This is a genomic window from Hymenobacter wooponensis (assembly GCF_004745865.1).
GTDB classification, from domain to species: domain Bacteria; phylum Bacteroidota; class Bacteroidia; order Cytophagales; family Hymenobacteraceae; genus Hymenobacter; species Hymenobacter wooponensis.
Window position 1 is genome coordinate 826,171 of sequence record NZ_SRKZ01000002.1, and the last position, 23,742, is coordinate 849,912.

Annotated in this window: 19 protein-coding genes; 7 read left to right on the forward strand and 12 right to left on the reverse strand. The window is 58.1% G+C overall.

What is annotated here, in order from left to right; genetic code table 11:
* Window positions 1-25: 25 nt before the first annotated feature.
* Entirely contained in the window at window positions 26-940 is a 915-nt protein-coding gene (locus EU557_RS09800) for a DUF5694 domain-containing protein (RefSeq protein ID WP_135530195.1), read from the reverse strand.
* A 208-nt stretch (window positions 941-1,148) separates the two neighbouring features.
* Here EU557_RS09800 and EU557_RS09805 point away from each other — a divergent pair, with 208 nt between their 5' ends.
* The 5 genes from EU557_RS09805 (at window position 1,149) to EU557_RS09825 (ending at window position 7,073) form a co-directional block, all read left to right on the forward strand.
* A complete protein-coding gene (locus EU557_RS09805) occupies window positions 1,149-2,165 on the forward strand; it encodes a sensor histidine kinase (RefSeq protein WP_135530196.1) in 1,017 nt (338 codons plus the stop codon).
* 95 nt (window positions 2,166-2,260) lie between these two features.
* A complete protein-coding gene (locus EU557_RS09810; RefSeq protein WP_135530197.1) occupies window positions 2,261-2,986 on the forward strand; it encodes a LytR/AlgR family response regulator transcription factor in 726 nt (241 codons plus the stop codon).
* A gap of 115 nt (window positions 2,987-3,101) precedes the next feature.
* Entirely contained in the window at window positions 3,102-4,040 is a 939-nt protein-coding gene (locus tag EU557_RS09815; protein WP_245326221.1) for a zinc dependent phospholipase C family protein, read from the forward strand.
* Between the two features lie 121 nt (window positions 4,041-4,161).
* A complete protein-coding gene (locus EU557_RS09820) occupies window positions 4,162-4,533 on the forward strand; it encodes a DMT family protein (protein ID WP_135530198.1) in 372 nt (123 codons plus the stop codon).
* Window positions 4,534-4,736: 203 nt separating this feature from the next.
* Entirely contained in the window at window positions 4,737-7,073 is a 2,337-nt protein-coding gene (locus EU557_RS09825) for a patatin-like phospholipase family protein (RefSeq protein WP_135530199.1), read from the forward strand.
* 162 nt (window positions 7,074-7,235) lie between these two features.
* Here EU557_RS09825 and EU557_RS09830 read toward each other — a convergent pair whose 3' ends face one another.
* The 4 genes from EU557_RS09830 to EU557_RS09845 all read right to left on the reverse strand — a co-directional run bounded on the left by EU557_RS09830 (window position 7,236) and on the right by EU557_RS09845 (window position 12,056).
* A complete protein-coding gene (locus EU557_RS09830) occupies window positions 7,236-8,075 on the reverse strand; it encodes an MIP/aquaporin family protein (protein ID WP_135530200.1) in 840 nt (279 codons plus the stop codon).
* 87 nt (window positions 8,076-8,162) lie between these two features.
* On the reverse strand, window positions 8,163-10,172 hold the full coding sequence (pulA, locus tag EU557_RS09835) for a type I pullulanase (protein ID WP_135530201.1): 2,010 nt from the start codon (window positions 10,170-10,172) through the stop codon (window positions 8,163-8,165).
* Between the two features lie 163 nt (window positions 10,173-10,335).
* Entirely contained in the window at window positions 10,336-11,070 is a 735-nt protein-coding gene (locus EU557_RS09840) for an alpha/beta fold hydrolase (protein ID WP_135530202.1), read from the reverse strand.
* 56 nt (window positions 11,071-11,126) lie between these two features.
* A complete protein-coding gene (locus EU557_RS09845) occupies window positions 11,127-12,056 on the reverse strand; it encodes a LysR substrate-binding domain-containing protein (RefSeq protein WP_135530203.1) in 930 nt (309 codons plus the stop codon).
* A gap of 210 nt (window positions 12,057-12,266) precedes the next feature.
* Between EU557_RS09845 and EU557_RS09850 the strand changes: the two genes are divergently transcribed.
* On the forward strand, window positions 12,267-13,781 hold the full coding sequence (locus tag EU557_RS09850) for a catalase (RefSeq protein WP_135530204.1): 1,515 nt from the start codon (window positions 12,267-12,269) through the stop codon (window positions 13,779-13,781).
* A gap of 136 nt (window positions 13,782-13,917) precedes the next feature.
* On the opposite strand, the gene EU557_RS09855 is transcribed toward EU557_RS09850, so the two are convergent.
* Complete coding sequence (locus EU557_RS09855; RefSeq protein WP_135530205.1) at window positions 13,918-14,730, reverse strand: SDR family oxidoreductase; 813 nt, start codon at window positions 14,728-14,730, stop codon at window positions 13,918-13,920.
* Window positions 14,731-14,813: 83 nt separating this feature from the next.
* Between EU557_RS09855 and EU557_RS09860 the strand changes: the two genes are divergently transcribed.
* Window positions 14,814-15,176, forward strand: coding sequence for a winged helix-turn-helix transcriptional regulator (locus tag EU557_RS09860; RefSeq protein WP_135530206.1), 363 nt, complete (start codon window positions 14,814-14,816; stop codon window positions 15,174-15,176).
* Window positions 15,177-15,305: 129 nt separating this feature from the next.
* Here the strand turns inward: EU557_RS09860 and EU557_RS09865 are convergent, their stop codons facing one another.
* From EU557_RS09865 to EU557_RS09890, 6 genes are all read right to left on the reverse strand, one after another.
* Window positions 15,306-16,781 carry a M16 family metallopeptidase gene (locus EU557_RS09865; RefSeq protein ID WP_135530207.1) on the reverse strand — a complete coding sequence of 492 codons (1,476 nt, stop codon included), beginning with the start codon at window positions 16,779-16,781 and terminating at the stop codon, window positions 15,306-15,308.
* Between the two features lie 9 nt (window positions 16,782-16,790).
* Window positions 16,791-18,233, reverse strand: coding sequence for a M16 family metallopeptidase (locus tag EU557_RS09870; protein ID WP_135530208.1), 1,443 nt, complete (start codon window positions 18,231-18,233; stop codon window positions 16,791-16,793).
* A gap of 310 nt (window positions 18,234-18,543) precedes the next feature.
* On the reverse strand, window positions 18,544-19,881 hold the full coding sequence (locus tag EU557_RS09875; protein ID WP_135530209.1) for a family 1 glycosylhydrolase: 1,338 nt from the start codon (window positions 19,879-19,881) through the stop codon (window positions 18,544-18,546).
* 76 nt (window positions 19,882-19,957) lie between these two features.
* A complete protein-coding gene (locus tag EU557_RS09880) occupies window positions 19,958-21,649 on the reverse strand; it encodes a GMC family oxidoreductase (RefSeq protein WP_135530210.1) in 1,692 nt (563 codons plus the stop codon).
* Between the two features lie 138 nt (window positions 21,650-21,787).
* Window positions 21,788-22,387, reverse strand: a complete 600-nt coding sequence (locus tag EU557_RS09885) for a gluconate 2-dehydrogenase subunit 3 family protein (RefSeq protein ID WP_135530211.1) — start codon at window positions 22,385-22,387, stop codon at window positions 21,788-21,790.
* Window positions 22,388-22,714: 327 nt separating this feature from the next.
* The gene (locus tag EU557_RS09890; RefSeq protein ID WP_135530212.1) at window positions 22,715-23,713 is read right to left on the reverse strand and encodes an SDR family oxidoreductase; all 999 of its coding nucleotides are present in this window, start codon (window positions 23,711-23,713) and stop codon (window positions 22,715-22,717) included.
* Window positions 23,714-23,742: the final 29 nt, after the last annotated feature.

Sequence of the window (23,742 nt, forward strand, 5' to 3'; positions counted from 1 at the left end):
TGTGTGTATAGAGGCTGATACGTGCTTATTTAGCCTTGGCAGTGAGCAGCGGAACTATATCCTGCACCTCAAACAGCGGGTTATACTGCAACTGCTGCTTAAGAAACGATACGTGCCCAGCGCCGATAATCAGCACGACAGCCTTATCACGCTGGACATCAATGTGGCGCAGCATATTGGTGTAAATACGCATATTGCGCTTATAGAATTCACCCGCAAGGTCAGCGCCTACATAGTTGTTGCCTCCTCCAATGCGCGAGCTTACCAGCATATACCAGTACATATTTCCCTGCATGGCAGCCTCAGTATTGTTGGCCGCTATGAGGTCGGTGATGGTTCTGCCAGCAAACGGCTTGTCAGCTCCTTGGATGGCTTGAATGCGGGCATGAATGAGGCGCCCCACGCTGTCCTGCGGCGACTTTCCGGGTTCAAAGGCATTCTCTAAAATAGCGCTTTGTCCGTGCTGCTTGGCGTATACCAGTGCCTCATCATAATTCCATTCCCCATCGGCGTCGGCACAAATAACGCGGGGCAGATTTAGTTTTTTCGCTAACCGGTAGCCTACCTGATAGACTTCGTTGTTACGAAGCCTGAACTGATTTCTCAGATACAGAGCATAGGTGCTATCTACGAAGCGCTGTTGCTGAGGCTTCCACTCCACAAATACCTTATCGGCGTGCGTTTTGGTAAGGCGATTCACGAAGTCTTCAACTTCCTGCTGCTTCTGCGCCGATTGCATGTCGGTTTTGCCGCTTTTGACCACATCCAGCGAAGAACCATCAAAGTGATACGTACCCACTAAGTAGACTTTAATTTTAGCAGCCACCGGCTTGACGGCCTGGGCTTGGGCAGGTTGAAGCTGGGCTATAATCAGTAGCAGTGCCGCTAGCAGGTGACGAGAAGGCCAAAACAGGTTGGTGAGGAGGCAAGGGCAATTCATGGCAGGTAACTCGGTAGATGAATGGCCCAAACCTATAACCCGGTTTTAGCTAGCTGAAGTTTATTATAGCAACCTGCTCAAACCCGATGTGAGCCCATTTACTTAGAACTTACCGGGGTTATCAGTAATAAATGTCTGTTGGCATTCAGAACCAGCAGGCTCGTATAAAAGAAGCGGTTCAGCTCTGGCCCTTGTTTATTTTTGAGCTATGACGACTACTAAAAAAGTAGCTCTGCACGTACTCTGCTGGCTGCTCTGGATTGGATATATCGGCCTAGGCCTATACCTGGACCATACTCGCCAGTATTTTGTAGTTCTTACGTTCACGCTGCTGCTGGCTAAAATAGCAGAGTTCTACTTAGGCTACCTCTGGGTTTTTCCGCGCTATCTCCGCCGCAACAAGTTACTGCAGCTACTGCTGGGCGTTGCAGGTATTATGGCCACTTTCATTGCCTTTCGCTATCTGCTAGAACAAGTTTTGGTGCCCGCCACCCTGGGGTTCCGCAACTATACCAGCGATACATCAGCTAGCCATTACATTATCGACAACCTATACTGGGGTACATCTTACATTGTGCTAAGCGCGGCCGCCTGGGGAATTCAGAATGCCTTTCGGCGCGAGCGGGAAAATCAACTTCTCATCCAAGAGAAAACACAAACTGAGCTGGCGTTCCTCAAAACCCAGATTAACCCGCACTTCCTCTATAATACGCTCAACTACATTTACTCTGAGGCCTACCTTATATCGGAGCAGTTGGCAGAAGCGGTGTTGCGCCTCTCCGACCTCATGCGCTACATGCTTCACGAAAGCCCCGACGGCAAAGTAGAATTACAAAAGGAAGTGGAGTACTTGGAAAACTACCTGACGCTGCATCGGCTGCGATTCGAGGACAAGTTCTTTGTGGAGTTTGCACAGCTAGGCCACTTAAACGGGCAGCGGCTGGCCTCGCTAATGTTGATTCCGTTCGTAGAAAACGCCTTGAAGCATGGTATTCTCAACCAGCCCAGCCAGCCCGTAACCATCAGGCTGGTGCTGCCCAATCCGCAGCTGCTGCAATTTGAGGTTCGCAACCACATCAACCAGCATCAGAAAGACCACACTACTGGCATAGGCCTAGCCAATCTGCGGCGGCGGCTGGCGCTGCTCTACCCAGACCGGCATCAGCTCACGGTGCACAATGACGGGCTGGTGCACCACACCCAGCTGACTCTGGAGCTGGAATAGTGGCCTAGCTATCAACAGTTTCGAATAGCTGGCTTTTGCAGTAGATTGTGCAGCTTTACTGTTGGCTATTCTCTATTTAGTAAGCTGTATATGCTATGCTTCGTTGTATTGTAGTTGATGATGAGGCCTACGCTGCTCGGCTATTAGTGGCCTACGTGCAGAAGATTCCGGGCTTAGAGCTAGTTGGCAGCACTACCAACCCCATTGAGGCCCTGCAGTGGGTGCAGGCAGGCCGTGTAGATGTGGTGTTCCTCGATATTCAGATGCCGGAGCTCACGGGTCTGCAGTTCCTGAAAATCTGTGGGCAGCGGTGCAAGGTAATCCTCACCACCGCTTACCCGGAATATGCCTTGGATGGTTTTGAGTATGATGTAATAGACTACCTACTCAAGCCCATTGCTTTTGATCGGTTTCTGCGGGCCGTGCAAAAAGCGCAGGCGCTAGTGCCCGCTGTAGCTCAACCCGTGCCTATGGCTAATGAGCCAGTAGCCCCCATTACTAACCCTTACCTCTTTGTGAAGGGCGACAGCAAAAACAAGTTTCTGCGGGTCAGCTTATCAGATATTCTGTATGCAGAGGCCTTGGGCAATTACCTGGCGCTCTTTGTGGCGGGCCAGCGCCTGGTCACTTACCAAACGCTGAAAGAGCTGGCCGAACAACTGCCGCAACCGCCGTTCCTGCGGGTGCACAAGTCGTTTCTGGTGTCCATTGACAAAATCACGATGATTGACGGCCACACGGTGTATATAGGCGACAAGGCTATTCCGGTGGGTGAAACGTATCGGGAGGGTCTGTTTCGGTTGGTGCGCGACCGGGCGTAGGCCTATCTGGTTTACTTTCGCTGCAATTTATACTCTACCAATTATCAGTAAGTCACTTACTCTATTGTTCACTATGCGCTCAATTTATAGACTCGGGATTCTAGCAGTACTATTTTTGATTACGACGCGGCCCGTGCAAGCTTGGGGGTTCTTTAGTCACCGACTCATCAATCGGCTGGCAGTGTATACGTTGCCGCGGGAGATGATTGGGTTTTATAAGACCAACATCGACTACCTCACCGACAACGCTACCCGTCCCGACTCGCGCCGCACCGTAGTACCCGGCGAGGCCCCGCGCCACTTCCTGGATGTGGACGTGTACGGCGACTCGGCGGTATATAAGCTGCCCCGCTCCTACGCCGATGCCGTAGCCCTGCTGGGCGAGGATTCCCTGCTGCGCCACGGCATAGTGCCTTGGCAAGTGGCCCGCATGAAAGGTCAACTGACAGAAGCCTTCCGCCTGCACGAAACCGACCGGATTCTGCACCTCTCCGCCGACCTAGGCCACTATATTGCCGACGCCTGCGTGCCCCTGCACGCCACCCACAACTACAACGGGCAGCTCACCAACCAGCGTGGTATTCATGCACTTTGGGAAAGCCGCCTCCCGGAGCTGCTCAGCAACGGCTACGATTTCTTCACTGGTCCCGCGCCCTACCTAGATAGGCCTACCGATGTTATTTGGCAGGCGGTGGGGCGGTCGGCCGCAGCCGTTGACTCAGTGCTGCGCTTTGAGCGGGAACTGACGCTAAAGTTTCCCGAAGACCGTAAGTATGGCTTTGAGCAGCGCGGCAACCTAACGGTGCGCGCTTATTCCCGTGATTTCGCCCGCGAGTACCACCAGCGCCTCAACGGGCAGGTAGAGCGGCAAATGCGGCTGGCCCTGCGCTTGGTGGGCGCCTTCTGGTATACGGCCTGGGTTGATGCCGGCCAGCCCGACCTCGACAAGCTGCCCCGCGCCCCTTCCAGAAAGGAACAGGAGCGCCTGGCCCTCGAAGCAAAGCAGCTGCTAGAGCCCGCCCCCAAAGCCCCTGCACCCGGCCACGAGGAGTAGGGCCCGGCGGCTCACCGTAAAGCGAAACGATTTGCGACTTGTTGCAGTAGATGCGCAAGTTCCTGTACCTGATGCCGGAGCTTGCGCATCTACTGCTTTCCCCCTCTTCCCTCAACACCTCATGAAAAGCCTTACCACCGTTGCCCTGCTGCTGATATCTAACCTGTTCATGACGTTTGCCTGGTACGGCCACCTGCAGTTCAAGAAAATCAGCTGGTTGCATGGCCTAGGCCTGGTTGGTGTTATCCTGATCAGCTGGGGCTTGGCATTTTTCGAGTATGTATTTCAGGTGCCTGCCAACCGCATCGGGTTTGAAGAAAATGGCGGGCCATTCAACCTGTTTCAACTGAAGGTGATTCAAGAGGTGGTGTCGCTGACCGTATTCACCCTGTGCGCGGTGTTCGTTTTCAAGACGGATAAGCTGGCTTGGAACCACGTGGTAGGCTTTGCCCTGTTAGTGGCCGCAGTGTATGTGATATTCAAAAAGTGGTAAGCTAGATAAGCTTAGGATAGTCCTTTACTGGCCCTCCGCACGTTCTGCTCAAGTGTTGAGCTTGAAGTTGGGCGCCGATTAGAGCTTCATTCATCGAGAATAGTTAAGTGTTGGCCTATACAGGGCAACTCCGCTGCTGCGTATGCGTAGTGAAACGCGCCTCTTTACCGGGGCTTTTCACGTTTCTACTCCCTGTTGCACCTATGCCCAAAAGATACTATTTCCTGCTATTACTCTGCCTGTGCCTATTGCACTGGCCTACCGCTCAAGCTCAGAAGGTAGGCCTAGTGCTAAGCGGTGGTGGAGCAAAAGGCCTAGCGCACGTGGGTGTGCTTAAAGTACTGGAGAAGAACCGCATTCCTATTGACTACATTGTAGGAACCAGCATGGGCGCCATTGTGGGCGGTATGTATGCGGCTGGCTATTCGCCGGAGGAGATTGAGGAAATTGTGCTGAAGCCTGAGTTTCAGAATTGGGTGGCCAACCGCCCCCTGGAAGGCAAGGTGTTTAACTTTTACGATGCTGACCCTTCCCCGGCAGCTCTGCACCTAGGCCTGTCCATCGACTCGGCTTTCCGGACTCGCGTAACGCCGCGCATCATCAACGATGCCACGCTCAACTATGTGCTGGCCACTATGCTGGCCCCGGCCGGTGCCATCTCCAACTACAACTTCGATAACCTGTTTGTGCCGTACCGGGCCGTGGCCTCAGAGGTATTTACCCGCCAGAAGGTTATCCAGCGCAGTGGCTCCCTCTCCGATGCAGTGCGCAACTCCATGGCTTTCCCGCTGGCGTTCCGGCCTATTCGGCAGGAAGATGGGCGCTACCTGTTTGATGGGGCCGTAGTCGACAACTTTCCCACCGGCGTTATCAAGGATGAGTTTAAGCCCGATGTAATTATTGGGGTGAACGTGGGCGACGTGGCTTACAACAAGTACCCCAAGGAGAAAGACGACCAACTGCTGACCAGCACCCTCATCTTCCTGGGTTCCAATGGCGCCGATACTACCTCCGTGGGCCCCAACGGCATCTTCATTCAGCCCGATCTGACGGATTATACTGCCGCCGACTTTGGCCGGGTGCGTCGCCTGGTGGCATTAGGCGAAAACGCTGCCAACGAGAAGTTGAGCCTCATGCTGAAGCGCATTCCGCGGCGCGAAGACACGCTATCGTTGCAGCGGCGGCGGCGGGCGTTTCAGGAGCGGGCTCCGCGCCCAAACTTCACGAGCGTAACCGTGCAGGGCTTGCCCCGGCAGCAGCAGGAGTTTGTGCGGCGGTTCTTTCAGCGCACTGGCACCAGCTACACCCCCAGCGACATTGAGGAAGGCTACTTCCGCTTGGTCAGCAACGATTTCTTTACCAACGTGTACCCACGGGTACGCTACTCCGAAGCGCAGAAAGGGTACGGCCTCAGCATTGATGCGCGCCAGGCCAACAACCTCACCGCCGACCTGGGCGTGCTGCTCTCGTCGCGTTCCATGAGCAACTTCTATTTGGGTGGGGCCTACCGCTACCTGAGCCGTTACCTCTACACCGTGCGGGGCAACGCAACCGTGGGTCGCTTCTATAATGCTGTGCAGGGCTCTTTTCGCGTGAGCGTACCGGGCCAGATTCCGCTGTACTTCGAGCCTATTATCACCTTCAACAACCTCAACTACCAGGACACGGGCGGCCTGCTGGGCCAAAACGCGGCTACCAGCCAACTGGTGCAGCGCGACCTAAAAACGGGTATTAACGTTGGTATCAGCCCCAACTACCGCAGCCGTTATATTCTAGACCTAGGCCTGTTCACTAACCGCGACCGGTTTGCCAATACTACTGAAGTAAACAGCACCGACGAGTTAGACTTGAATCGTTTCCAGGGTGTTACGGGGGGGGTGCGCTTTGAGCGCAACTCTCTCGACCGCCGCCAATACGCTACCAAAGGCCGCCGGGTAGAATTTAACTTCCGGGGTGTAACTGGTCAGGAAAAATACGACCCCGGCACCACCTCCAACGGCGTTATAGGGCGCACCAAAAATCAGCGCTGGATTCGCGGCTCTATATTCTCAGAGCAGTACTTCTCGCTCAGCAAAAGCGACTCGGTGGGAGCTAATACGCATGCCTGGGGCTACCTGGTTGATGCCGTAGCCAGCACCCAGGGCGCGTTTGCTACCTATCGTTCGTCGCTGACTACCTCGGCCGCCTTCCTACCCCTCCCCGACTCCCGCACCCTCTTTCTGGATAACTACCGGGGCACGGCTTACGCCGCCGCGGGCTTGCGGTATGTGCGAGGGGTGTTTCGGGGCCTGGAGTGGCGCACCGAGGCCTACGCACACGTGCTGGTACGCCCCTGGAAGCAGGCGTTTGATAACCCCGTGCTGGTTCGTCGCTCAAATAGCGTAAGCCGCCCCTACCTGACGTTGATGACTGGCCTAGTGTACCAGACGCCCGTGGGGCCCCTCTCGGTGCAAGCCATTCACTACGACGATGACAATCACCGCTTCGGCGTCTTCGCCCACATCGGCTACGTCCTCTTCCGCGAGCGGTCCTTGGAGTAGTTCGGTGCCGAAGTAGACTGGCCTAGGCCTGCTGCCAAGCGCTACCAAATGAAAAGCCCTTACTTCTTTGCCAGAGGTAAGGGCTTTTTCTTTTACTGAAATTACGCTCTGGCTAGGGCTATCTGCTCCGTGCTCGTGCCCTACCAGGCCTAGGCCACTTCACTAAGCTGCCGCTTCATCGGGGTACTGCGGAGGTTCCTCACCGGAGAAGTGGGGCGACGAGGGGCTGGGCCCGCACCCAGCCAGGATGGCGCATTCCAAATCTTCGCCGTGGTATAACTTTCTGAATAGCACCGTAGCCAGCCACGTAGCTAGTGGGGGTGCCACCCAGTACAGCCACAGGCCATGATACTTGCCGGCGGCTACCGCGGTGCCCAAGGTACGGGCGGGGTTGAGGCTCATACCTGAATATGGCGTCTCGAACACGATATACAGAGCTAGCAGAACACCTATCATCCAACCCGTCAGCTTCTTGAGTCGCTCAGAGTGTAAAGCCAGCAGGAGCACCAGCATCAGAATAAAGGAGATGATAAACTCAGCCGCGAAGGCCAGCGCCTCCCCGCGGGGCAGGGGTACGGGCTGCGTAACGGTAAACTTAACCGCCGGGTGCGCATACAGCGCCCCAAAGACGAGCTTCAGGACCTGCGCCGCGCCAATAGCCCCGGCCACCTGGCCTAGCACATACCACACGGCATCGGGAGTTCGGATTTTGCCCAGCTGCCAGAAGGCGAGGGTAACAGCCGGGTTGATGTGAGCCCCCGACTGCTTGCCCCACGGGCTATACACAATGGCCACAATCACCAGCCCCATACCAAGGCCCATGAGCCAGTGCCGGGCCGAGTCGTTGGTTTGCAAGGCCTGCCGCACCGGTGAGGCCGGATGCTCGAGCAGCATGGTCAGGAGTCCACCACAGGTCACGAAGAAAGCGATGCCCATTGCTTCCGCCAGGTAGTGCCGCCAGTGCCGATGGAAAGCGGAACGTAGCTGAGAAAGGAACGACATAGGCAACTGCAGAAAGGGTGGCCTAGCTAGAACGAACTCCACCGTTACCGGTTTCTACGCCCGAGCTTACTGCTTGCCTCAACCTGGCTAGCGCTGCACTAGAATCAGGGCCGAGGAGGCGGGCACTTCCACGGTCAGGGTTTCGCCAGCGCCTTCTACCGTCCGGATTCCCTGTGAGTTAATCTGGTCGCCGGCCAGTACCACCGAGTAGCGGCCGCCGGGAATGGGTAGGCTCGCGGCTTGGCGGTTACCGTTGAACAGCACCACAATGTTGTTCCAGGCGTCACCGCCGGCATGGTCTTTCAGGCGGTACCCGATGGTGGTAGCCGGTAGGTTGGGTAGAAACTCCAGGTGCTGCTGCACCAGCTCTTGGGTGGGCAGCCGGAAAGCGGGGTGGGCGCGCCGCAGAGCAATGAGCTGGCGGTAGAACTGGTTAATGCGTAAGTACTGCGCCTTGCGGGCCCAGTCGAGCTGGTTGACGTTGTCGGGGAGATTATAGGAGTTGTGGGAGCCACCTTTGGTCCGCAGAAAGTCGTCGCCGACGGGCAGAAACGGTACCCCTTGCGAGGTAAACACGATGGTGCTGCTGAGCAAGTCCATCTTGATCAGTTCTTCTTCTGAGGCGCCGGGGTTAGATACCGTCAGCTTATCCCAGAGCACTCGGTCGTCGTGGCAGGCTACGTAATTGATGGCCTGCATGGGCGAAGTGGCCCACGGGGCTTTTGAGTAGTTGACCTTGGTGTAATCGAGCTGGGGGTGTTGGGTGGCGGCCACAATGCCAAACTTCACGCTCTCCTCCAGGCCCGGCTGCCCGCTGGCAAAGCCGGGCTCGGTTTGGCGGGCGTAGTGGCCCTTCACGCCGTCGCGCAGCTCGTCGCCGAAGGCGGCAACGCGGTCGAGGCGGCCTACATTGGCTTTTACGGCCCGCTCCATCTCGGGCAGGGGGCTAGCACCGGCGGCCCAGCCTTCGCCGTACACGAATATGCTGTGGTCAATCTGGTCCAGGGCCACGCGCACGGCCCGCATGGTCCGGATGTCCAGGATGCCCATGAGGTCGAACCGGAACCCATCGGCGTGGTACTCCCGGGCCCAGTAGGCCACCGACTCCACGATGAGCTTGCGCACCATGGGCCGCTCCGAGGCCACTTCGTTGCCGCAGGCGGCGGCATCAGAGTAAGAGCCGTCGGGGTTGTGGCGGTAGTAGTAGCCGGGCACCAGCTGTTCAAAGGAACTACGGCCGGCATCGGCGGTATGGTTGTACACTACATCTAACACCAGCCGTAGGCCACTGTTGTGCAGGGTTTGCACCAGCTGCTTCATCTCCCGAATGCGAGACGCCGGATCGGCGGGGTCAGTGGCGTAGGAGCCTTCCGGCACGGAGTAGTTCAGTGGGTCGTAGCCCCAGTTGTAGCGGTTTTGCTGGAGCAGGCTTTCGTCGATGGAGGCAAAATCATTGGTGGGCAGCAGGTGCACGTGGGTCAGGCCGAGTTCCGTGAGATGGTCTAGGCCAGTCTTCACGCCTTCGGGGCCGCGGGTGCCACTTTCGGCCACGCCCAAGAACTTGCCCTTGTGCTGCACCCCCGACTGCGGGTGCATGGTCAGGTCGCGTACGTGCACTTCGCCAATCACAACGTCGGTGGCCTGTTTGAGCTTAGGGCGCAGGTCGTCTTCCCACTGCGGCGGGTTCACGGTGGCAGGGTCTAGCAGGGCGCCTCGGTGGCCATTTATGCCTACGGCGTGGGCGTAGGGGTCGGGCACCTCGGCGAGTTGCTTGCCCTTGATGGTGGCCTGCACCACGTAGAACTGGCCGGCCGGCTGAGCCGGCAGCGTGTAGGTCCAGGTGCCCCCCGCTGATTTCTGCATGGCGTATTCCGCCACCGCCGTGCCGCCTGTTCCTTCCGCGTACAGCTTGAGGGCTAGTGCTTCGGCTGTAGGCGCCCACACCCGCAGGTGCGCTTGCCCCCGCACAAACGTCAGGCCCAGGTCGGGACCGTCGTAGGTGGGGTACTGGGCATAGGGGTCAGTAACGCGGGCGGTGCGGCAGGTGGTGAGCGTCAGCAAGGAGGCGAGCAGCAGGGGGAAAAACCAGAGTTTCATGCGGAGCGGGAATAGGCCCACAAGTTCGGGGTTTTAGGCTGTAGCCTGGTACAAGTGGCCCTGACTTGTTATTCCGAGAGAGCGAAGAACCGGTGTTAACCATTAGAGCAGTGGCTAGCTTCCTCCTTTCGCTCGGAATGACACTGCTAGGCCTGCCGCACGGCTATAACCGCCCAGCAAATGCGCGCAACAACTCCGCTACTTCTTGTGGTGCTTCGTAGGGCAGCAGGTGGCCTGCTCCACCAATAATTTCCAACGGTGTACCCGTTGGTAGCAGTGGCAGGGTTTCTAGGCCATGCACCGAGGGTGACATTACATTATCCTGGTCGCCGGCCACAATGGTGCAAGGCACTAGCACATTGCACATGCGGGCACTAATGTCTTCGCGACTACCGTGCAGCAGCCAAGCATCCCAGGCCAGGCGGGTGGTTTGCATGTTGTCCTTCAGAACTTGCTGACGGATATCCTCGGGCAATGGCCTAGCGGTTATTTTCTGGAAAGTTTTCTCGGCTTCGGCCAGCTTGCCGTAGCTGCGCATGCTGGCCATCCGGTCCTCGTCGGTCATGGGTTCCGGCGTGGGTGGCGAGGGCGTGAGCAGGGCTACGCCCGCTAAGCCAGTGGGCTGGCGGGCTGCCAGTGCCAGCGCAATCTTGCCGCCCATGCTGTGACCTACTAATACATAGCGGCCTACCTGCTTTTCCGCAATGAAGCTGGCTACCTGATCGGCATACGCATCCACGGAGTAGCCACCCCCAATGGGCGGCTCCGATTCGCCGAACCCAGAAAGGTCGGGCGCTAGGAAGGGGTACACGGGGGCCAGCAGAGCCGCCACCTGCTGGAATTCGCGGCCGGAGCCGGCCCAGTAGTGCAGGCCGATAAAAGTGAGAGAGTTGGGCATAACCTACTTCTACGCGAACTGCGCATTTCGGGTCCGCCAGCTGAACTACACCTGGCCTAGCGCCACTTAATTTTCTGCTGAGCCTTACCCGCCTGTAGCCGCTCGGGCACCTGGCGCAGAATAATGTCGCGCAGAGTGGTGAGCAGCGGCAGGCGCACGAAGCCGTGGTGCACCACCAGGCTAATTTCGCGCACTGGCTCGGGAGCTTCAAAGCGCTTCACCATGGGGTTATCGAGCTCAGACAGCACCGAAAGCTCGGGCACTAGGGTATAGCCGTGGTTGTGGCGCACCAGCTGCTTGAGCGTTTCAATTGACCCGCTTTCGTAGGTAAAAGGCCGCGTAGTGTCCACGGGGGCCGGCGAGCAGATATTGAGTACTTGGTGACGGAAGCAATGGCCCTCCTGTAGCAGCCATAGGCCCGGTGCGCCCATATCCTGGGGGCTGATGGTGGCCTGGGGGTACAGCTCGTGGTTTTCAGAAATGTAGCCGAGGAAGGGCTCTTCCAGCACCGGAATTTCGCGCAGCTGCCGGTCGTCGAGGGGCGTTACCAGTAGGCCTATATCCAACTGGTTGTCCTTGAGCTGCTGCAATATCTGGGCCGACTGCAGCTCCTCTACCTGCACCCGCAGCTTAGGGTAACGCTCCACCAGCTCCACCAGAAACAGCGGCACCAGGTAGGGCGCCAGCGTCGGGATGATACCCAGGCGCAACTCTCCCACCAGCTCGTCTTTCTCCACCTGCACTACCTCACGCAACTGCTGCACCTCGCGTAGCACCCGCCGAGCCTGCTGCACCACCTTTATGCCCACGGCCGTGGGCTGCACGCCCTTAGTGGTGCGGTCGAACAAGAGCACACCTAGCTCCTCCTCCAGCTTCTGTAGCTGCATGCTAAGCGTCGGCTGCGTGACGTGGCACTTCTCCGCCGCCAGCACAAACTGCCGGTGTGTATCAAGTGCTACCAGGTACTCTAACTGCTGAATATTCATACGCTTACTGGCCTAGAACAGCTCTGCGCCTACCGCGCAAACACTAGTCCTCTGCGGGCTAACCCGTCTGCCCAACTTCCAAATATAGACACTGTCTATACTAGTATAAAAACAATCGATTTTACTTATACCCAAGTAAGCTCAACCTTTGTCACACCTCAACTGGCCTAGCGGGCCGGAATCACACGCGCACCTCCTTACTCTACTCCCATGGAAGAATCAACCCAACCCAAGAAACTGACTACCGCTTCCGGCCGCCCGATTTTCGACAACCAAAACACGCAGTCGGCGGGGGCGCGCGGCCCGCTGTTGCTCCAGGACTACTTCCTGCACGAGAAATCGGCTCACTTCAACCGCGAGCGTACCCCCGAGCGCGTGGTGCATGCTAAGGGCAGTGGCGCCTACGGTAAGTTCACTGTCACCCACGATATCACCCACCTGACCCGCGCCAAGCTGTTCAGCAAAGTGGGCAACGAGTGCAAGATGTTCGCCCGGTTCAGCACGGTGGGCGGCGAGAAAGGCTCGGCCGATACGGAGCGTGACCCCCGCGGTTTTGCCCTGAAATTCTACACCGAAGACGGCAACTGGGACCTGGTGGGCAATAACACGCCCGTGTTCTTCGTGAAGGACCCCATCAAGTTCATGGACTTCATTCATACCCAGAAGCGGGAGGCGCGCAGCAACCTGAAGTCGCCGACGATGATGTGGGACTACTGGAGCCTGAACCCCGAGAGCCTGCACCAGGTCACGATTCTGATGTCGGACCGCGGCACGCCCTACGGCTACCGCCATATGCACGGCTACGGCTCGCACACTTTCTCGCTGATTAATGCCCAGAATGAGCGCGTGTGGGTGAAATTCCACTTCCGGACCCAGCAGGGCGTTAAGAACCTGACCAGCGAAGAGGCCACCCGCCTGAAGGGGGAAAACCCCGATTTCGCACAGCAGGACCTGGTGGAGGCCATCGACAACGGCAACTTCCCGAAGTGGACCATGTTCATCCAGACCATGACTGAGGAGCAGGCCCGCGACTTCCGCTGGAACCCCTTCGACCTGACCAAAGTGTGGCCCCAGGGTGAGTTTCCGCTGCAGGAAGTGGGCGTAATGGAGCTGAACGAGGTGCCCGCAAACTACCACGCCCACGTAGAGCAGTCGGCTTTCGCACCGGCCCACGTGGTGGATGGCATTGGCTACTCGCCGGATAAAATGCTGCAGGGCCGCATCCTGAGCTACCCCGATGCCCAACGCTACCGCATTGGCGCTAACTATGAGCACCTGCCCGTAAATGCCTGCCCCTTCGGCTTCAGCAACTACCAGCGCGACGGGCACATGGCCCTCGGCGACAACGGCGGCCCCGGCCCGAACTACTTCCCCAACTCCTTCAACGGCCCCGTAGAAGACAAGACCCAGGGCGAGCCAGCCCAGGAGCTCGACGGCTTTGCCGCTCGCTACGACCGCAACGAAGGCCCCGGCAACGACGACCACTACACCCAGGCCGGCAACCTGTTCCGCCTGCTCGACGCCCAGGCTCAGCGCAACCTCATCGACAACGTGGTAGGCTCCATGAGCGGCATCAGCGGCCCCAAGAAAGACCTCATCACGCAGCGCCAGCTCTGCCACTGGTTCCGCGCCGATATCCGCCTGGGCATGGCCATTGCCAAAGGCTTAGGCGTGGATGTAGAAATGCCCACCCAGCACCCCCAGCCTGCCGAAGCAGCTGTTTAAATACACTCGACCTCGCACACCTATTTGCAAGAAAAGCCAGCCCGTTTGGGCTGGCTTTTTCGATTTTAGCCGAAGGACCTAGGGTGCCTGACCTAAGACCGCAGCATTGACCCTGGTCAAAAGCTTGGCACATAGGCTAGCTGCTGGGTTGCCCTGCCAACATTTGCAGAACTTCCTTTCTGAAGGCTTCATCACCCACGGCAAGGCGTTGGGCATACAGCGCTTTGGCGTCCTCCCCGCACACATACCGTAAGGTATCGGTGCCATCGGTAGCAGCTTCGTACACCACTTCCGCAATTTGCTCAGAGCTAGAAACTCCCATGCCAGGCGCGCTGATGGCCGCAAAAAATTTATTCGCCAGCTCATCATACTCCGGATGCGAAACGGTGACCGACTTATCCCCTATCTCCGTTGTCACTAAGCCCGGCTCAATGTTTTTGATGCCAATTCCGAACTGACTTAATTCAAATGACAAGCTTTCGCTCCAGCCTTCCAGCGCCCACTTGCTGGCATCATACATCGAGCTAACCGGAAAAGCCATCAGCCCAGCCGAGGAGCTAGTGGTAATAAACAGGCCAGCCTTCCTAGCCCTGAAACTTGGAATAAAGGCTTGAGTAACACGCACCACGCCCAGAAAATTGGTTTCCATCTGCCGGACCACCTGCTCGTCGGTAGCAGCCTCTAGAGGCCCTAGCAGGGCATAGCCGGCGTTATTAAACACTACATCGACGGGGCCCAAGGTCAACACTTTTTGCGTAATGTCCTGGATCTGCTCTAGGCTAGTTACGTCCAAGGGCAACAGCCTTACATTGTCTAACAAGTTGAGCTCGGTTTCATTTTCGGGCTTGCGCATGGTGGCAATTACATTCCAGCCTTTGGCCGCAAACAGCTTAGCGGTTGCTTTGCCGATACCAGACGAGGCACCGGTAATAAAAATGGTCTTCTTCATTTGGCTTGTCTTGATTACAAACCAAAAGTGTGGGCTAGTTACTATACTTTTGTTATTCGTTACCTTTAGGTAAGCGACTATTTATGACGGCAACCTGCGAACAACCCCTTGTCCTGCACAAGGAGAAAGTATTGGCTCTAAAAGACGCCATTGAGCTGTTGAGCGGAAAGTGGAAATTCTGCATTTTGCTTAACCTCTACAACTATGGCACCCTGCGCTTCAAAGACTTACAAGAAACCTCGGTGGGTATTACTCCCAAGGTGCTGTCGAAGGAACTGCAGGAGTTAGAGGAAAACCAGCTTATTACCCGAACAGTCAATAACACCAAGCCGGTCACGGTTTCGTACGCTCTCACGCCCCATGCTACCGAAATCCAACCCGTCATTAATGCCTTGGTGGAGTTTGGCCTAAAGCACCGCATGAAGATCAAAGGCACCCCGAGCTAGGCCAAGCGACTTACACCTCCACTTACAACTTGGCCAGACTTCTTGTGCTTTCGCACATCTTATCGTGCGGTACCATCGTGAGCCAGTTTTCCTCCTCATCTGAGGAGGAAAACTGGCTCTAGCATTAGTTTACAACGCCTTCTTGCGGCTTTCCTTAAACTTCTTGATTTGGGGGTCGATGATCTTTTTGTCGCCGACTACCACAATGGTCATCGCCTCGGGGCGGACGTACTTGCGGGCGGTTTCGGAGACTTGCTGGGGCGTGACGGCGTTGATGTTCTTCACCTGCTCAGTGAGGTAGCTGTCGGGAAGGCCGTGCAGGTCGAGGGTGTTAAGCTGGCCGATGATGCCGCTTGGCGTGGAGTTGCGCAGCACAAACAAGCCCGACTCATAGTTCTGAATGCCTTTCAGCTCCTCCGTGGTGGGCGGGGTTTTCTGGAGGCGCTCAATCTCGTACACGATTTCTTTGAGCGAGTTACCGGTTTCTTGGGTAGTCACGTCGGCGTTCTGGCTCCAGTTGCCGGCGCGGTAGTGCGTCTCAATAAAACTGTAGGGCGAGTAAGTATAGCCCTTGTCTTCGCGGATGTTGCGCGTGATGCGGGAGCCGAAGGAGCCACCCAGCAGGGAGTTCATCACCCGCACCTTCATGTAATCGGGGTGCGAGGGGTCGACTACGGGCATGCCGATAACAATGGTGGACTGGGGCGCGCTAGGCCTGTCCAAGGTCATCACATCGGGGCGAATTTGGGCTTTGGCAATTTCGATGTGGGGCACGGGGCCTTTGGCCCAGTCGCTCCAGCTTTTGGTGATGGCCTGGCGCAGGGCGGCTTGGTCGAACTTGCCGGCCACGTACACGCTGGTGCGCTGGGCGCCATACTGGTTCTGGTAGAAGGCTTTCACATGCTCCATGGTCAGGGCGTCGATGGCGGCATCAGTGGGGATAGGCCTACCGTAGGGGTGGTTGCCGTAGAGGGAGGCCGTGAACTTTTGGCGGGCCTGGGTGCCGGGCTGGGCGCGGGCCAGGTTCATCTGCCGCTTAAAGTCGCTCTTGATGCGGGGCAGCTCGCTGGCGGGCAGGGCGGGGTGCTGCACCACATCGGCCATCAGGGCAGCCAGCTCCGGCGCAAACTCCGACAGGCAGGAGGCCCAGATGTTGGTTTGGTCCTGGCCTACGGAGATGTTCAGGGAGCCGCCCATGCGGGCTACCTTATCGGCGAGCTGGCTGGCACTGAGGGTGCTGGTGCCCTCGTTCATGAGCTTGCCCACCAGATCAGCCAGGCCTACCTCATCGGCCGCTTCGTGCACGTTACCGGCCTGAATGGATACCATCATCGTGACCTTGGGCACCTGGCCGTAAGGCACCAGCCGGGCTTTCAGGCCGTTGGGCAGCTCAAACTCTTCCTTGGCCGGCAGGGCAAAGTCGCGGGGCGTGCCGCCGGGTGGGGGCGTTTCTTTGGGAGTAGTAGCTACTGCAGGCGCCGCGGCTGGCTTAGCAGCTGACGCCGGTTTGGCCGTTGGCTTGGTGGCGGGCTTTGTCTGGGCCGAGGCCTCTAGGCCAGTAGTGAGCAGGGCCGCGCTTAGCAACCCGAGATAGAACGTTTTCATAAGTCGGGGTTAGCTCTTGGCCAGTGGGTTTACAACTACGATGGTGCGGTTGGTGGGCCGCAGGTACTCCTGAATGGTGCGCTGCATCACGGCCGGTGTGATTTTGCGGAACTCCCCTTCCAGGGTGTTGATGCGAGAAGGATCGTTATCGAACAAGGCGAAAGCCGCCAGCATATCGGCCCGGCCGAAGTTATCGGAGCCCGAGAGCTGGTCGTAGAGGCTGGAACGTAGCTTTACTACTGCCAGATCAAGGGTCGGCTGGTCGATGCCGCCTTTGGCTAAGCGGTTGATTTCCTGATCGAGCACGCTCACTACGGAGTCAGATTTCACCGTCTGGTCGTAGGTCAGGTTGCCCATCCAGAGCATGGGGCCGGCGTAGTTGAAGGCGTTGCCGAGGTAGTTAATGCCGCCGCTCACATCGTCAGTGAGGCCGCGCTTCTGCACCATGGCCTGGTAGAGGCGTGAGTCTTTGCCCTGGAGCAGAATCTGGTCGAGCAGGATAAGGGCGTAGTACTCGGGCGTATTGCGCTCGGGCATATGGTAGGCGAAGGCCAGGGCCGGCTTGGTGGCCAGCTTATCGTCCTTGGTAAAGCGCTGCTCCTTTTCCTGGCGGGGCTCCGTCAGATCGGGCTTGGGCGGCTGGGTCACGGCGGGAATGTTTCCGAAGTACTTCTGCACCCAAGCCTTGGCCTCAGCGGGCTCAAAGTCGCCGACTACCGCAATAGCGGCATTGTTGGGCGCGTAATAGGTCTTGAAGAACTGTTGGGCGTCTTCCAGAGTGGCGGCGTCGAGGTCCTTCAGGTCACCGTAGAAGTTGTGGGCATTGTTCCAGTTTTTGTTGGCGTACTGGGGCATATCCAGCCACGGAAAGCCGCCGTAGGGCTGGTTGAGCACGTTTACGCGTACCTCATTCTTCACCACGCCCTGCTGGTTGGTGAGGTTGGCTTGGTTGATGGCGAGACCCCGCATCCGGTCGGCTTCGGCCCAGATGATGGTTTCCAGCTTGTGGGCTGGCACCACCTCAAAGTAGTTGGTAAAATCGAAGCGCGTAGAGCCGTTCAGCACCCCGCCATTCTTCTGAATCAGCTGAATGAACTCCATCTTGCCCAGGTTCTGGGAGCCCTGAAACATGAGGTGCTCAAACAAGTGGGCAAACCCGGTCCGGTCGCGCGGCTCATTCCGGAACCCGATGTTGTAGTAAGCCGCTACCGTAGCCGTGGGGGCCGTGTGGTCGGGAGAAAGCACCACCTTTAGCCCGTTGGGCAGGGTGTAATACTCCACCGGAATCTGAAATGACGACGTGGCCGACGGCGCCGCAGTAGCTTCGGCGGTGGGCGGCGGAGTGGGGCTGGTGCTGGCTACCGTGGTGGCTTTGGGGCTGCAGGCGCCCAAGGTCAGCAGGAAGGCGGCGCTCCAGCCCAGCGCCTGGCCTAGCGGAGTAAATGGCTTCATATCAGGAGTATGGGAAGTGAGGAATGAGAAAGTGTTCCTAACCTACATAATCTGAAGCAAAGAATTAATCCTACCCTATATAAGAAAAGCAACTATTCAACGAACGTGGTCTGGTTGTATGCTGGCGGCTGGTTTTGGTCAATGAATGGATGGCCGGAAGCGCTTTGGTGTGACCCCACCCCCAGCCCCTCCCCTCCGGGAGAGGGGTGCGTTCTGGTTGTTAAGATATTGTAATATGATGGAAGAAAAGTCGTCTGGCACCCCTCTCCCGGAGGGGAGGGGCTGGGGGTGGGGTTTACCTAGGCCACCCTTACTTCTCCACCTTCAATGTGGCGGGGCGGCTGGTGAATTCGAAGACCTCGCCGTGGGGCATGATGGTGATTTGGCCGAATTCCTGGATCATCATTTTGTAGCTCTCCCCTACCGGGCGGATGCGGCGGTCGAGGTCGTAGAGGCCGCAGGCATTGACGGAGAGGCGCTTCTCGGCGAGGCTGATGTCCCAGTCGAGCTGGTCGAGGAGGCTGTACCAGGTGAACCCCACTACCGGCACGCCGTCCTGGCGGATGCGCTGCACGTTTACCCACTGCTTCCAGAGCCAGCATTCGGCATCTTTCACGTTGAAGGTGTTGGTTTCGGTGTGGAACACGGGCTTGCGGTAGCGCTCGTAGTACTGGCGCGTCATGGTGTACCAACCTAGTACATCTTCAGCAGCGCACCACTCGCCGTTGGGCTTAATGATGCGCTCGTTGCGGCCGTAATAGTCATTGCCCATAATCTGGTAGCCGGGTGGCTCGCCGGCCATAAACCAGTCTAGTTCCTGCCGCGTCATGCCATTATCGAGGCAATAGAGCAGCACTTCCGCATCGAGGCTGTGAGCGTACAACAGGTCCAGCGACAGGAAGCGCAGCTTGTTGGTGAGGCGCACGGCGTCGCTTTCCACGGCGCGCATCTCATGGATATACTCCGCCGACTCGCTTTGCACAATGATGCAGTCGGGCCGGTAGCGGGCAATTTGCTGGTTGCCCATGATGCTGGCCGCCGTAATGTGCTTCATGGCCGTGATGAAGGCGCGGTCGTCCTTGAGCTGTTCGTTCCAGATGCCATCTTTGGCGGAAGCCCGGGCCGTGACGTAAATCTCGTTTACGGGTGTGTAAAACCTCACCCAGGGGTAGCGCTTGGCCACGGCCCCACAGTACTCGGCAAAGTGCACGGGCAGCTCGGGGTTCTGGAAGTTGCCAATCCAGTCGGGTACCCCAAAGTGCATCAGGTCTAGAATAGGCGTGATGCCCAGGCGCTGAATTTCGGCCATGGCCTTGTCGGCAAACTCCCAATCGAAATGGCCCGGCGCCTTATGAATGAGATAGTACGGCAGGTTATAGCGCAGCACTTTCAGGCCCAGCTCTTTCACCAGGCCTAGGTCTTCCTTGTAGCGGGTGTAATGGTCGGTTTCGGCCAGCAGGTCACGCCGGATGGTGCCGTTGGCAATGGTGGGGTACGAGCACTCGATGCCGGTGGCGAACATGAAGTTGCCGGGGTTGCCCGTGGGTAGGCCACTACCATCGTGGCCGGCCGCGCCGCCATACTCGTCGCCCTCGTAATTGCCGTCGCCGAACTTGTCTTTAATATGCGTCAGGAAGCTTTTGGCCATGGAGAAACGAAGGATGTTTGAACAACAGCTCCCCTCCTCAGCTGAGGAGGGGAGCTGTTGTTCTGTCAATTGATTGCTACCCATCAAGCCGCTGCTGAGCTTCCAAGAACTTATCAGCGGTGCGCAGGCTGAGGGCCATGATGGTGAGGGCGGGGTTAACGCTGAGGGCGCTGGGAAAGACGGAGTTGTCGCAGATGTAGAGGTTGGGCACGTCGAAGGCGCGGCCGTCGGGATTGACTACGGCGTCGTCGCCGGAGAGGCCCATGCGGGCCGTGCCGATGGTGTGGGCGTAGCGCTCAAAGGCCCAGATGTCGCGGGCGCCGGCGGCTTCCCAGATCTGGCGCATGAGCTTCTCGGCGTGGGCGTTCATGCGCTGCTCGTTTTCTTGGGCCGTGAAGTGCACGCGGGGCTTGGGCAGGCCGCGGGCATCCTTCTCCGTGGCCAGCTCCAGAAAGTTGTTCTCGTGGGGCAGACAGTCGCCGAGGATGTTGATGCCGGCCGTGTGGTTGTAGCTGCGCATGTAGTCGCGCAGGGGCTGGCCCCACAGCTTGCGCTTACGCGCCATCTGGGAGGCAAAGGTCACGGGCATTACCCCGATGCTTTGCAGCAGGTAGCCACCGGCAAAATCGGCATCGCTAGGCCTATGGGTGTCTTCGGAAATCAGTCCGCCGGGAATGCCTTTGTAGGGGCGGATATCTTCGTCGAACGTGCCCCATACTTGCATGCCGGGGTGGGCCATGAAGTTCTTGCCGACCTGCCCGCTGGTGAGAGCCAGCTCATTGAGCATCAGCAGACGAGGCGTTTCCACGGCCCCAGCGCACAGAAACAGGTGGCGGCAGCGCTGGCGCTTCTGCTCGCCGTGCTGAGTATACACTACCGCCGTCACGCGGCCCTTGGCGTCGCGCTCAATTTCCGTTACAAAGGCATCAGCTCGGATTTCGGCGCCGTAGGCCTCCGCCAGCGGCAGGAAGGTAACGTCCATGCTGGCCTTGGCGCCGCGGTTGCAGCCGGCCTGGCAGAAGCCCCGGTTGGTGCAGGCTTCACGCCAGCCAATACCCTCCTGGTAATAGCGCGCCGACAGCGCAGCATTGGCCGCCGGCGAGGTCTTGATGCCCATACCCGCGCAAGCTTTTTGCATGAGCAGCGCGGCCCCGTTCAGCGGCAGCGGCGCCAGCGGGTATCCCTTGCGGCGCTTGGCATCCCAGGGGTACGGTGTGGGCCCACTAATGCCCAGAAAGTGCTCTAACTCCTCGTAGTACGGCTCCAGCTCCTCAATCCCGAAAGGCCAGTCTACGCCCTTGCCGAAGTCGGTGAACAGGCTTAGGTCGCCGCGGTGGGCGCGGGGTGTGTAGGCAGTATAGTGCAGGGTAGAGCCGCCCACGCCGGTGCCGGAGTTGTTGTTGCCGAAGGCTACGGGCGTTTGGCCGGCTGAGAGGCGCTCATCATTCCAGAACAGGAAGTGCTGGGCCTTTTCGTCGGTGGCGTAGTCCTTGGTTGGGTCGCGGCGGGGGCCGGCCTCCAGGGCCACTACCTTCAGGCCGGCCATAGCCAGGCGAGCTAGCAGCGGCGCGCCGCCCGCGCCAGTACCAATTACCACGCAGTCTACCTCGTCAATGGGGTCGGGCAGCGGGGCTTGTTGCTCCAGCTCAATAGGCGCTTCGGCTAGCAAACTGTCGTCTTCCGCCAGCAAGCTTTTCAATAGAGGGTCCTGAATTTCCGGCTTTATCGGGTTCAGCACGCCTTCTTCCAGTACTTCTTCGTCGGGCATATGCGGTGGAATTGTGAAATAGTGATTGAGCGAGGTAGTGAGATGGTGAACTAGTGAGTTTGACGTTCGGCAGGCCTAGGCCGCGCTACTAGCGCAGGTTGCGCAGAGAGAACATCAACTCACTGAGTCACTCAAGCACTATTTCACCGCTTCTGGCTCACGGGGTTCCAGTTGATTGGGCTCAATGTGGGTCCAGCCGGGCACGTCGGCCATGCCCACGTACCCGATTTCTTCCTGGGCCAGCGGGTGCGAGTAGTAATCCTCCGCTAACTCGGCCAGCAGCTCTTCAAAAAACCGATCAATGGGGAGCTGCTGCCAGTTCTCGCCGGGGGCAGTGCCGTTGGCTACAGCTTCCATAACCTGGTCTTGCTGACTTTCCGGCAGCTGCACAAAGGGCTGCTGAAACAGGGCTTGCGCGGCCTGGTTGATGCCACCTAGGCCTAGGCGGTAGGCTTCGCGGTCGGGCGGCATAGCGTCGTAGCGCCACCCGTCGGAGTCGCCTACGGCGAGGCGCTTATCCACCACCGGGGCAAGCTCGATAGGTTCTACGCGCTCTGGTTGGGGGTAGATGCGGGCTACCACGGCCCGCAGCAGCTCATAGGTAGCCCCGTCAAAAAACTGAGGGGTGTAGGGCGAAGTATCGAGGCGAGGCAGCAGGGCGGCGCGGGTGGCTTCCGTTACCAAGTCGGTCTGAAGCAGGGCGCGCACGGTGCCTTCGGGGTAATGAGGGGAAGCCATTCAGGTCGGAAGTCAGCCAGTGAAATAGAAGAACTTAGCTCTTACTGACGAGCTAGGCCAGTACAAGGTTTCTACTGAACAATAAAAGCGCCTTTCTAGCTTTGAAAAGGCGCTTTTAGATGGTTTGCGTTTAGTGCTATTTGGTGAACCCCACCCCCGGCCCCTCCCCTCCGGGAGAGGGGTGCCAGACGCGAGGCAATGAACAATGGCTACCTACACATTACTCGGTGTTATCAATACGCACCCCTCTCCCGGAGGGGAGGGGACGGGGGTGGGGTTCACAGAACAAGCCTTTCACCGTTTACCCCATCACCCCATCACCTCCCCTTACTGGTCGCTGCTCATCTTGCCGCCCGTCACGTGCACCAGTGAGCCGGTCATGAATGAGCCATCCTGTGAGGCTAGTAGCACGTAGGCGGGCGCCAGCTCTTCGGGCTGACCTGGGCGCGCCAGGGCCACCTCGTAGCCAAACTTCTCGATTTCCTCCTGGGGCATGGTGCCGGGGATGTTGGGCGTCCAGACGGGACCGGGCACCACGCAATTCACCCGGATATTTCGCTCACCCAGGTAGGTAGCCAGGCTTTTGGTGAGGGCATGAATGGCCGACTTGGTGCAGGCGTAATCCACTAAAATCGGGATGCCGGTGAGGCCTACAATGCTGCCGGTATTGATGATGCAGTCGTTTTCCTGCATATGCGGAATGGCGGCCTGCGCCATCCAGATGTAGCCAAGAATATTGGTATCGAAGGTGCGGCGAATCTGCTCTTCCGATATGTCCTCGAACTTCTCGGCGCTCATTTGAAACGCCGCATTGTTGACCAGAATATTGAGGCCGCCCAGCTCTTTGCGGGTTAGGCGCACCGCTTGCTTGCACTGCTCTGGGTCGCGCACATCTAGCTGCAAAAGCAGGCACTGGCGGTTCTGGGCTTCTACGAGGCGCTTGGTTTCCTCAGCATCCACGGTGTTTTCATTGTAGAGTACTGCCACGTGGGCACCTTCCATAGCAAATGCCACAGCCACGGCCCGCCCGATGCCGGAGTCGGCCCCCGTCACCAGCGCAATCTTATCCTGCAGCTTTCCGGCGGCCCGATACGTGGAGAAGTTCATGGCCGGCTGCAGCTTCATGTCGGCTTGCTTGCCAGGGTAAGGCAGCTTCTGTGCGTGTTCTTTCATCTCCTTAGCCGTAGGCCTCTTCACGGGCTCGGGCGCTGCTAAGGCCGCCGCGGCTTTCTTGGCAGCCGGGGTAGCAGCAGATTTTTTAGCGGCAGCGGCCTTAGCAGCCGGCTTAGCAGAATCAGAAGAGGTAGAAGTTTTCTTAGCAGCCATGGGTGTAGCGGGGTATAGTTGAGTTTTCT